Annotated in this window: 10 protein-coding genes; 2 read left to right on the forward strand and 8 right to left on the reverse strand. The window is 33.3% G+C overall.

The window, feature by feature from the left end; all coding sequences use genetic code 11:
• Nucleotides 1–90: 90 nt before the first annotated feature.
• From ROY99_03060 to dnaA, 8 genes are all read right to left on the reverse strand, one after another.
• Nucleotides 91–1560, reverse strand: a complete 1470-nt coding sequence (locus ROY99_03060; protein MDT3695344.1) for a M20/M25/M40 family metallo-hydrolase — start codon at nucleotides 1558–1560, stop codon at nucleotides 91–93.
• Nucleotides 1561–1680: 120 nt separating this feature from the next.
• Nucleotides 1681–4164: a DNA gyrase subunit A gene (gene gyrA, locus ROY99_03065; GenBank protein ID MDT3695345.1), complete on the reverse strand. Its 2484-nt coding sequence runs from the start codon at nucleotides 4162–4164 to the stop codon at nucleotides 1681–1683.
• Nucleotides 4165–4197: 33 nt separating this feature from the next.
• Nucleotides 4198–6174, reverse strand: coding sequence for a DNA topoisomerase (ATP-hydrolyzing) subunit B (gyrB, locus tag ROY99_03070; GenBank protein ID MDT3695346.1), 1977 nt, complete (start codon nucleotides 6172–6174; stop codon nucleotides 4198–4200).
• A gap of 33 nt (nucleotides 6175–6207) precedes the next feature.
• The gene (locus ROY99_03075) at nucleotides 6208–6513 is read right to left on the reverse strand and encodes a DUF721 domain-containing protein (protein ID MDT3695347.1); all 306 of its coding nucleotides are present in this window, start codon (nucleotides 6511–6513) and stop codon (nucleotides 6208–6210) included.
• On the reverse strand, nucleotides 6491–7597 hold the full coding sequence (locus ROY99_03080; protein ID MDT3695348.1) for a DNA replication/repair protein RecF: 1107 nt from the start codon (nucleotides 7595–7597) through the stop codon (nucleotides 6491–6493). Before ROY99_03080 ends, ROY99_03075 begins: the two co-directional genes overlap by 23 nt.
• A 1-nt stretch (nucleotide 7598) precedes the next feature.
• Entirely contained in the window at nucleotides 7599–8708 is a 1110-nt protein-coding gene (gene dnaN / locus ROY99_03085) for a DNA polymerase III subunit beta (GenBank protein ID MDT3695349.1), read from the reverse strand.
• Between the two features lie 161 nt (nucleotides 8709–8869).
• Nucleotides 8870–9280: a hypothetical protein gene (locus tag ROY99_03090; protein MDT3695350.1), complete on the reverse strand. Its 411-nt coding sequence runs from the start codon at nucleotides 9278–9280 to the stop codon at nucleotides 8870–8872.
• Between the two features lie 373 nt (nucleotides 9281–9653).
• Complete coding sequence (gene dnaA, locus ROY99_03095) at nucleotides 9654–11072, reverse strand: chromosomal replication initiator protein DnaA (GenBank protein ID MDT3695351.1); 1419 nt, start codon at nucleotides 11070–11072, stop codon at nucleotides 9654–9656.
• 493 nt (nucleotides 11073–11565) lie between these two features.
• Between dnaA and rpmH the strand changes: the two genes are divergently transcribed.
• Nucleotides 11566–11712 (forward strand): 50S ribosomal protein L34, encoded by a 147-nt coding sequence (rpmH, locus tag ROY99_03100; protein ID MDT3695352.1) that lies wholly within the window; start codon nucleotides 11566–11568, stop codon nucleotides 11710–11712.
• Nucleotides 11713–11717: 5 nt separating this feature from the next.
• Nucleotides 11718–12116, forward strand: a complete 399-nt coding sequence (gene rnpA, locus ROY99_03105; GenBank protein MDT3695353.1) for a ribonuclease P protein component — start codon at nucleotides 11718–11720, stop codon at nucleotides 12114–12116.

The raw sequence follows: 12116 nt of genomic DNA on the forward strand, positions 1-12116 counted from the left end.
AAAACATTTGTTCGAAACAGCATAAGAGTAATTCGTGAATTCGCAGCAAACATTTTTAAACGCTGCCGCAAATACACAAATAAAGTCAAACTATTTTATAACAGTCTCTCGTACATAATTTCCATTTACTGTTTCAAGAATAGTAAGATGTGCAAGTCTTACAATTTTTTCAAACAATACTGGATTTAGCGTGCTGAATTCGTCTGTGGGAAGATGAAGATGATCATAACTATTTGTTGTTACAAAATACAGGCTGGGAATATCTTTTTCGTGAAATGGGGTTGCATCAGCCCCGCCGCCGCTCCAGGTTTTGTTTACCATTGAATTAAAACTTGTTTCATCATTCTGTTTTGCAATCTGCCAAAGATTCGGTGAACTTTTACCGTTACCTACCTGAATGCTGTCGCCATAGCCAACACAATCCAAATTTATCATCGCTGTTATCCTGTTATAACCATATTTCCAATTATCAACAAAATATTTCGATCCGATCAAGCCTTGCTCTTCACCGGCAAACAATACAAACATAATTGAGCGCTTCGGTTCAACTCCGCCTTTAATAAACGCTTCAGCAATTTCTAAAACTGCCGCTGAGCCTGATGCGTTGTCGTTGGCACCAGGGAATAACAAACCTGCCTGTGAACCAACATGATCTAAATGAGCACCAACAACTACAAATTCATTTTTCAATTCAGGGTCTTTGCCTTCCAGCAATGCGATAACATTCATAGTGCGGGCAAATTTTTGGTATTTTGCTTTTACTTCAACAATTGCCCTTGTTGCCAGATTCATAGAGATTGGTTTTTTCTTTTCATCGATTTTTGTTTGACAGTCACTAATTGTAAATCCAGTTAAGTTCAGAAGTTTGTTTGCCGCCTCAAAAGATATTTGAAGCTGAGGAAAATCTTCCGGCTGCACACCATCGCCGTGCAAAACACTAGATATCAGAGGCTGTGGTTTGTTATCATTAGGAAGTGATACGAACAGAATACCTTTCGCTCCTTTTTTTCTTGCAACAAGAGATTTTTCACGAGGATAATTTGTCCCCCAGTCTTTATCATCATTTTTCCATGTTGGATTTTGTTTAAACACCATCACTATCTTATTTTTAACATTAATGCCGGCATAATCATCATATAAAAGATCCGGTCTGGAAATTCCGTATCCACAAAACACTACCGGCAGATTAAAACTATTTGATCCTGTAAATCCTCTAAGCACAAAATCTTTTCCAATTTTATAATTAGTTGTATCACCATCCACAATTGATTTGAATACTGCCGGAGATTCGATCTTATTATATTCAATATCAAAATATTGGAAATACATTTCATTGCCGGCAGGGGTTAATCCAAGTTCAAAAAATTTATCTGCGGCAAACTGAGCTGCTTTATTATATCCCTCACTTCCGGGTAATCTACCATCAAAATCGGGTGATGAAAGAATTCTAACATTTTTTATCAGATCTTCTTTGTTGATTTCTGAAAGTCCTGTTGATCCTTGTGAATAAATAATGGTGGCTGCTATAAAAAGAAACGCCGTTGTAAATAATTTTTTCATATATAAAAACAAAAGATTTTAAAGTATTATTCTTAATTATACAAAAAGCATACAATTTATATAATAAAAAAACGCCCCTGTGTGAGGCGTTTTTTTTGATAAAAATACAATTCACATTTATTAGCTTAGCAAAGGCTGGTCATTTTTTCCGTTTCCGTTGCCATTTATTTCTTCATCCTCATCAGGAACAACGCGTGCAATATCAGCAATTGAATCGTGTTCATTTAATCTGATAACTCTTACGCCCTGAGTATTTCTTCCCATAACGCGCAAATCTTTTACGCTTTGCCTGATTACCATTCCTTGCGTAGATATAATTACAAGTTCATCGCGGTCAACAACTTCCATCATTGCTATCATCTTGCCTACTTTGTCTGTTGTCTTAACAGTTATTACGCCTTTGCCGCCGCGTTTAGTAATTCTATAATCATTTATATCAGATCGTTTGCCGTAACCTTTTTCAGTAACAACAAGCACTGTTGTCTGGTCATTTCTGATTACCAACAGCCCGACAACCTGATCGCCTTTGCCTAATCTTACGCCTCGGACTCCGGTGGCTGTTCTTCCCATATCTCGTACATCTTTTTCATTAAAGCGAATTGCAAAGCCGTTTCTGGTTCCAATAACAATATCGTTCTTTCCGTCAGTCATTTTAACCTCAATCAGTTTATCTCCGGGTACAAGGTTAATAGCATTAATTCCTCCTTTACGAACATTGCCATACGCAGAAAGAACTGTTTTCTTAATCGTTCCTTTTTCTGTTGCCATAATCAGAAATTGGTCTTCACGGAATTCCTTAACAGCAACAAACGCTGTAATATTATCATCTTTATCTTTATCAAGAAGATTTACAATCGATCTGCCCTTTGCTGTTCTGCCGCCCTCAGGAACTTCATGAACTTTTAACCAGTAACAACGGCCTTTGTCTGTAAAGAATAAAATATATTGATGCGTAGAAGCAACAAACATATGTTCAATAAAATCATCTTCTTTTGTTCCAGCGCCGGTAACGCCTTTACCGCCGCGTCCCTGTCTTCTGTATCCGCTGACTGGAAATCGTTTAATAAATCCGCCATGAGATATTGTTACAACAACATCTTCTTCGGCAATGATGTCTTCTAAAGAAAACTCTTTATAATCTTTAATAATTTCTGTTCTTCGCTCATCGCCGTATTTTTCTTTTAAAATAAGAAGCTCGTCCTTAATAATCTTTTTCCTGGTTCTTTCGTTTTCCAGAATTCCTCTTAACTTCTCAATCAGCTTTATCGTTTCTTTATATTCGTCTTCAATCTTTTTACGTTCTAATCCGGTTAACCGCTGCAGCCTCATATCCAAAATTGCTTTTGCCTGTATCTCGCTCAGCTTAAATTTTCTTATTAAGTTGCTTTTAGCGGTTTCAACATCTTTAGATTTCTTTATCGTCTCTATTACTTCATCAATATTATCAAGTGCAATTATGTAGCCTTCTAAGATGTGAGCCCGTTTTTCTGCCGCCTCTAATTCAAATTTTGTTCTTCGGATAAGCACATCCATTCTATGATCAAGAAAGTGCTTAATAATTTCCTGAAGTGTTAATACTTTAGGAGCCCCATTAACAAGTGCCAGCATAATAACACCAAAAGTAACCTGCATTTGTGTATGCTTGAATAATTGATTTAAAATAACTGCTGGCTGGGCATCCCGCTTAAGTTCAACAACAATTCTTAATCCGTCTCTGTCTGATTCGTCTCTAATATTGGAAATATCATTTATTTTTCCCTCTCTGACAAGATCAGCAATTTTTTCAATCAGCGCTGCTTTGTTTACCTGATAAGGAATCTCAGTAATAACTATATTTTCTCTATCATTTTTAAGAGTTTCAACATTAGCTTTTGCACGGATTACAACCCTACCTCTGCCTGTCAAATAAGCATCTTTAACTCCTTCGTATCCATATATTATTCCGCCTGTTGGAAAATCCGGAGCCTTAATAATTTTCATTAAATCCGCTGAAGTTGCCTTTGGGTTTTCGATCAGTGCCACACAGCCATCTATCACTTCACTAATATTATGAGAAGGAATATTTGTAGCCATTCCAACAGCAATACCGCTAGCGCCATTTATTAGAAGGTTTGGAAGATATGATGGCATAACGGTTGGTTCTTGTAACGACTCATCAAAGTTGGAAACAAAATCAACAGTGTTCTTATCAAGATCACGGAGCATCTCGTCAGCAATTCTTGCAAGCCTTGCTTCTGTATAACGCATCGCTGCAGGAGAGTCGCCGTCAACTGAGCCAAAGTTTCCTTGTCCATCTACCAATGTATATCGCAAAGACCACTCTTGCGCCATTCTTACCATAGTATCATAAACTGCACTGTCTCCATGCGGGTGATATTTACCGAGCACTTCACCAACAATTCTTGCAGATTTTTTATATGGTCTGTTATAGGGCAATCCAAGTTCATGCATTCCAAACAAAACTCTTCGGTGAACTGGTTTTAATCCATCTCTTACATCGGGTAATGCACGAGCAATAATAACACTCATTGCATAATCTATATAAGATGATTTCATTTCATCTTCTAATGTTCTTGGTAAGATTTTTTCAAATATTGTAGTCATATATTTTAAATTATTCTTTTATATTCTTTTAAATCATATATCTAGTTTAGCATACTTTGCATGCTTTTCTATAAACTCTCTTCTTGGTTCTACTGCATCTCCCATAAGAGTTTCAAAAATTTTATCTGCTGCTGCTGCGCTATCAACACTAACCTGCAAAACTGTTCTGGTTTCCGGGTTCATTGTTGTTGACCAGAGCTGCTCGGGATTCATTTCTCCCAATCCTTTGTATCTGGAAATCACAATTCCTTTTGGCTGTCCTTCTTCGTCAACCTCGCTATCAGCTCCATTCCCGGATTTTGCTTTTAAATCTTTTTTGTACTGCTTTAATATTTTGTCTCTTTCCTCATCATCAAAAGCATATTGTTCTTCTTTGCCTTTCTTAATTTTATAAAGCGGCGGCTGGGCGATATAAATTTTTCCGGTATTTATAAGATCCTTCATGTGTCTGTAAAAGAAAGTTAATAACAAGGTTCTGATGTGGCTTCCATCTACATCAGCATCTGTCATTAAAATAATCTTACCGTAACGGGATTTTTCAGGATTAAAATCTTCTCCTATACCTGCACCAATTGCAGCTATCATAGCTTGAATTTCCTGATTTTCTAAAATTTTGTTAAGCTTTGCTTTTTCCACATTAAGAATTTTTCCTTTAATGGGTAAGATTGCCTGAAATCTTCTATCTCTTCCTTGCTTAGCAGAACCACCGGCAGAGTCTCCTTCAACAATATAAATTTCACAATGTTCTGGATCGTTAATTGAGCAATCGGCAAGTTTACCTGGCAGATGCATTGAGTCTAGTGCGTTTTTTCTTCTTACAAGATCGCGTGCTTTTCTTGCGGCTTCTCTTGCTTCTGCCGCACGCAGGCATTTTTCAATAATCTTTTTGCCTATTGATGGATTTTCCTCAAGGAACTCTGAAAGTTTTTCACCAACAATAGTTTCAACAATAGACTTTATTTCGCTATTGCCAAGCTTTGTTTTTGTTTGTCCTTCAAACTGCGGCTCCAAAACTTTTACAGAAATTACTGCTGTAAGTCCTTCTTTAAAATCATCTCCGCTTAAAGTTATTTTACTGTTTTCTTTAATAAGTCCGTTTTTGTTTGCATAATTATTAAATGTTCTGGTAAGGGCTGTTCTAAACCCAACCAGATGGGTTCCGCCCTCAACAGTATTTATGTTATTAACATAGGTATGAATGTTTTCAGAATACGAGTCGCTGTACTCAAACGCTATTTCAACGGGAGTGTTTTCTTTTTCTCCTTCAAAATAAATCGGCTTGTGCATTGGTGTTCTATGTTCATCCAGATATTTAACAAAGTCGATAAGTCCGCCTTTAAATCTATACGACTCTTCCTGTTCTTCTACTTCATCTTTCAGTATCATAGTAACTTCTTTATTCAGATAAGCAAGTTCGCGCATTCTTTCCGCAACAGTTTCAAAATTAAATTTAGTTGTCTTAAAGATTTCTGTATCCGGTTTGAATGTAATAATAGTTCCTGTTGAATCTCCTTTATAAGTTCCTGTTTGTTTTACTTTTTCAACAGGAATACCTCGTTGATATTTTTGGTAGTAAATTTTATTATCTCTTCTAACTTCTGCAGTCATCCATTCTGAAAGTGCATTAACAACCGAAACTCCAACACCATGCAAGCCTCCGGAAACCTTATATGAACCCTTATCAAATTTTCCACCAGCATGTAATACTGTCATAACAACTTCGAGTGCTGAGCGTTTTTCAACCGGGTGTATATCAACAGGAATTCCCCTGCCTCTATCTTCAACTGAAACTATTCCATCTTTCTTTAAGGTTACTATTACTCTGTCGTTAAATCCTGCTAACGCCTCATCAATACTATTATCAACAACTTCATTAATAAGGTGGTGTAACCCTCTTGAACTTACATCTCCAATATACATTGCAGGACGCTTGCGAACAGCTTCTAAACCTTTTAATACATTTATACTCTTTGCATTGTAATCGTTTGTATTGTTTTGTGCTTTTGCCATAAATGCTTTTTATCCTTTTGAATCCTTAAATAATTATCTTGCTGAAAATTTAATTTTATTGATTCTTTTTTCTTTGTAAAAATTATTAATCTTTTCTACTATCTGGTTTTCTTTAAACTTAAGCTCACTTCGCCACGCTGCATTTTCAACTTTAAGTGTAAGAATTGTATTATGCACCTTAATTGCTTTAGCTATTTTTTTAAACTCCGGAAAAATCTCACCAAAATCACTTACTACTTTATTTTCATCAACTATAGATTTAATATTTTTCAGTCCCGGATCAGTATTAAAAATATCCTTTAAGCTTTTAAACCCCTCAGGCATAAGTAATATTTCCACTTTCTATTTTGATAATCAAATCCTTATCCTCTTTTGATAGAAAAGAAAAATCAGCAAAATCTGTTACTGTAATAAAAGCCTGTCCAACCTGTTTAAGATATCTGCTTATTTTAGCAGCTCTGTTGGCATCTAATTCTCCAAAAACATCATCAAGAAGAAATATTGGTTTTTTGCCCGTTATATTTTTCAAATAAAAAAATTCTGCAAACCGAAGCGATGCTTGAAAGGTTTTATGCTGACCTTGTGAGCCGTATGTTTTAAGATTAATTCCATTAAGGCTAAAAATATAATCATCCCTGTGCGGTCCTGCCAGATTGGTTGTTCTTCTTATCTCTTCTTCTTTTCTTTCTGCTAATAATCTTCTGAAATTTTCTGTATCATTCCCGGGATCACAGATATAACATTCATATTTAATCTCCGGAATCTCGGTTTGCTCAACAATTTTTAAATATGATTCCTTTATATAACTGTTAAACTCGTCTATAAAATTTTTTCTATAATTAATTAATTCAATGCCATTTTCAATAAGTTTCTCTGTCCAGGCATCCAATTCAAGCAATGTTTGTTTATCATATTTTTCTTTTAATCTTGTCAGAACGGCTGATCGTTGCTTAATAACTTTGTTATAATCCAATAAAGTCTCTAAATAAACAGAACTTGCTTGTGAAATAATTGAATCAACAAATTTTCTTCTATCTGAGGGAGAACCCTGAGTTATTTGGTGATCCTCTGGTGAAAGAATAACTACCGGATATCTTCCTATTATTTGTGAATTTCTTGAGATCAATTTATCGTTTTGAAAATAGTGTTTGCGGTTTTCTGATAAAGAAAAATAGATTCTTATATTGTCCTCTGTTAAATCTTTAAATTTGCCATATATTTCAAATTCCTGTTCATTAAAATTAACTGCTTCAGAATCCTTTGAATTAAAACTTTTAGTAGTACATAAATAATAGGCAGCCTCTAATATTGTTGTTTTACCCTCTCCATTGCCGCCAACTATATAATTTAAATTTTCAGAGAAATTCAGGTGTGTGTTTTTATGTGTTCTAAAATTTCTTAAAAAAATTCTGCTCAGAATCATCTTAGTTATTTATTCGTACCGGCATTAACAACATCATCACATCTTCATTTTCCTTCTTTTTAACAGGCTCAATTATTCCTGCTTTTGTAGGCGAATGTAATTTAAACACAACTTGTTCACCTTCGAGATGAGAGAGAATATCATTAACATAATTAGTATTAAATCCTATTTCCATAGAATCACCTTTATATTCACACACAATACTTTCCTTAGCATCTGAACCATGATCAATATCTTCTGCAGATACATCAAGTGAATTATCATTAATACTGAATTTCACTTGTTTAGGATTTGAGCTTGAAAACAAAATCATCCTTCTTACTGTTGACAGGAGTTCTGAGCGATTTACAGTAAGAATATTTTCGTTCTCCAGCGGAATAACACTATTATAGGCTGGATATTTCTCTCCAATTAATCTCGTAATAAATTCTAATTCATTAATATGAAATGAAGCGTAAGTTTTGCTTAAATAAATTTTAACATCCTGCTCGCCCAACAATTTTAGTAAAACAGATATTGCTCTTTCTGGTACAATATATTGTTCTTGAGCTTCTGCTACTATTAATTGATTTATGAATTTAACAAGTCTGTGTCCATCTGTTGTAACAAATTTTAATCCCTCGGGTGAAAATTCCAAAAGTGTTCCTGTCATTGGCGGACGCATATCTTCTTTACTCATTGCAAAAGCCGTTTGGTCTAAAGCTCTTTTCAAATCAGAACCACTAATTTGTACTTCTTTTTCTTTAGAGACCGAAGGTATTTCGGGAAATTCCTCTGAGAGAGAATAACTAAGATTATAAACGCCTTTATCGGTGTTTATTTTCATTTTGCCATTTGGATCAATAGTAAAACTTATTAAAGTATCATCTAGATTTCTTACTATATCATACAACAATCTCGCTGAAATAACCATCTTTACATTTTTTTCTGCAGTAATATTTATAGAAGATCTTAATGCAATTTCTAAATCAGTGGCACTAATTGTTAATGATCCATCTTTAATTTCAAACAGAAAATTTTCCAGTATAGACATTGGCGAACGTGATGGAACAGCGGGGATAACTTTTGATAATAGTTTTTCTAGAATCTTACTGTTTATCTTAAAATCCATAAATAAATCTCCTATTAAAGCATATTAAAATACTAAAAAGAGAAAGAATTCTCAATAAAATTAAAATATAAAGTAAGCAGTAATTAAACTAATTTGTGTGCAGGTATAAAAAGAAAGAGCTGATACTTTTGATCAGCTCTGTTACTATTTTTCAATGAAGATTATGGATTTCCAGTTGCAAATGGATCGGTGCGGTTTACATCATCTGAAGAAGTCATCGAACCATAAAGTGTATATTTTTCTTCTACAAGAGTGCTAGTATAAACAATTAGTACTTCTGTGCCGGCATTTAACACTATTTCACCAGCCACTTCACCTTCTGCAGCAAACTCTGTTGCTCCAGCCGGAACAGAATATATTGTTTCATATTCAAAAGATCCTTTTTTGAAGTCATTGAGAATAAGAGTTTCTCCAGAGGGAACAGAATATATTTGACCGCGAATATTTAATTTAACTTCAGCTGCAGCAAGATTCCTTGCGATAATTTTATTCACCAAAAAAGGTTCACAACCTGTTAAACTTATTACAGATATAACTATTACTGATAAAAGTGTAACTATTTGTTTTTTCATAAAAGCCTCTAACATTTTATAGTTTGCTTATTTATAAATTTCTCTACTTTCAAATTAAACAATTGCAAATATACTAACACACTAATTATAATTATTTAGATTATTCTAATTTTAATAATAATTATAATAACATTGTTAATATGTGAAAACAATTATATTACTTTGTTTTCAGCTCAAATTATTAAAATCTTATCAACAGACGATAAAAAATAACTTGTTAATAACCGGGAATAATTATCCAATTCCTAAAAATCAGTATAAAATTAACAAATTATATACCACCAATTAACAGGTTACTAACAGTTTAAAAACTGTCAATTGTCCAAAAAAACAAAGGCTCTAAAAAGAGCCTTTAATTCTGAAGGTAAAAATTTCAGGAATTATTAATCTCAAGCTTATTTCTAATACTATCAATCAGATCACGCATTGATGCATCAGAATTGTGCATTTGTTCAACATTATTACATGCATGTATAACAGTTGAATGATCTCTTCCACCAAAATGAAGTCCAATAGTTTTTAGTGAGTTTTTGGTTAATTCCTTAGCAAAAAACATAGCAAGTTGCCTGGCAAGAACTATTTCTTTTTTGCGGGTCTTTTCTCTGATTTTGTTTTCCGGAATATTCAGTTGTGTGCAGATTATTCTGCTTATATCATCAATCGTAATATTAATTTTTCTATCGGTTGCAATTTCTCTAACAGTTCGTTTAGCCAAGTCAAGAGTAATTTCTTTAGAATTTAATGAAGCACTTGCAAGAAGTTTTATTAATGAACCCTCTAACTCTCGTATATTCGATGTAATATTGTTAGCGAGGTATTCTAATATTTCAGTAGAAATCATCATCCCATAATCTTCAGCTTTGTTTTTAAGAATTGCAATACGCATCTCTAACTCCGGCGGCTGAATATCTGCAGATAAACCCCATTGAAATCTTGAGATTAATCTTTCATCTAATCCTTTTAGTTCTTTTGGTGGTTTATCGCTGGAAAGAATAATTTGTTTTCTGGATTGATGAAGTGTATTAAATATATGAAAGAACAAATCCTGTGTTTTTTCTTTGCCGGTTAAGAATTGAATATCATCAATTATCAACACATCCATATTCCTATAAAATCCGGAAAATTCATTAACGCGGTTAGCTTGTATGGCTTCGACAAACTCAACTGTAAAAGAATCTGTTGATAGATAAATTACTTTTTTGCTGGGAAACTTTTCAATTATACTGTTTCCAATAGATTGTATCAGGTGTGTTTTTCCTAAACCAACACCTCCGTAAACAAAAAAAGGATTAAACGAAGTTCCACCAGGATTATCACTGATTGCACCCGCAGCAGCCCTGGCTAATTGATTACCTTCACCCTTTATAAAATTCTCAAACTTATAGCGGGGATTTAAATTTGTTTCATGAGATGGTTTTTTTGTTTCAACAGATTTAATGTTTACGGGATTGCGATTATTTGCCGAATTAAAAAGCTCTTCATTTTTAATTTCTTTTTCATCCGCAATTATGTATGAAAGTTTACCGCTGGGTCCTAAAACATCGTAAATAGTTTTTTTTACTATTGTGCTAAAATGTTCATCTATCCATTCCCAAAAAAAAGGATTTGGCAATTGTACTTTAAGCGTATTCTGAATTAGGCTAACAGGTCTGATTGGTAAAAACCAAGTATTGTAAGTCATTAAAGTAACGTTTTCTTTAATGATTGTTAAACACTTTTTCCAAACTGAATTAGCATCCAGATTTTCGGACTTTGAGGTTAATTCCAGATTAATAAATTTTGAGTTATCCACATTAGGAGTATTGGTTAAAAATTCAAATAAATGGTCAATTAAAAGACAATAAAATCAAAAAACTTGAACAATTAACAAGTTATCAACATCACCAAAAAGAAGCTAAAGAGCTTTTTTATAAGTAGTTGTGAAAAATATTTTAATGTTATTGAACAGTTACAAGTAAAATTTACATTAAAATTTCATCCCTTGGAATTGTGAAACATTTTCACACAAGCAGGTTATCAACAAGTTATTAACGTTCAAATTGTTTAGCTAATAATGGTAAAAGATAGACACAAATTTATCTTTCAGCAAGTTTATTAGATAAATATTTTTTTTAACTGATTAAAATAATTTTTAAATGGGTGTTTGATAAAGAATTAAAGCATTGATTATTTCATATCTTTACAAATTAATTAGTCACAGTAAGTATTATTTATGTTTTCAAATTGTTGTAAAACAAGGAATCTATCTATATTTTTGCAGACTTTATGTAGAATAGGAGTAAATAATGAAGCGTACATTTCAGCCAAGCAACAGAAAAAGAAAAAACAAGCATGGCTTTAGAGAAAGAATGAAAACTAAAAACGGCAGAAAAGTTTTAGCCAGCAGAAGAGCAAAGGGCAGAAAAAAACTAACAGTTAGTGATGAGAAATAATAACTTTGAAGAATTTTTCTTTAAACCGGAACGAAAGGGTTAAAAGGAAAAAGGATTTTGATAAGGTTTATAGTTCTGGTAAAATTATTTTAAGCTCTGATTTATCACTAAAGATCCATTATTATATTAATAAAAATGCAGAGAGTAACGGAGTTAAAATTGCTGCTTCTATCTCAAAAAAATCAGGAAAGGCAGTTTGGAGAAACCGGGTAAAAAGATTAATTAAAGAATCTTACAGGCTAAACAAGAGACTACTTGCTGAAAAAGCAACAGAAAAGAAGGTAGAAATTTTTTTGATCTTTTCACCATATAAGCTTACTGAGAAAAAAAATAAAAAATTGTATTTAACAGATGTTATAAGCGGTGTTATAGATTTGATTAACAAAGTTGCGGATAATATTTAA

Origin of the sequence: Ignavibacterium sp. (assembly GCA_032027145.1) — a bacterium.
Taxonomy (GTDB): domain Bacteria; phylum Bacteroidota; class Ignavibacteria; order Ignavibacteriales; family Ignavibacteriaceae; genus IGN3.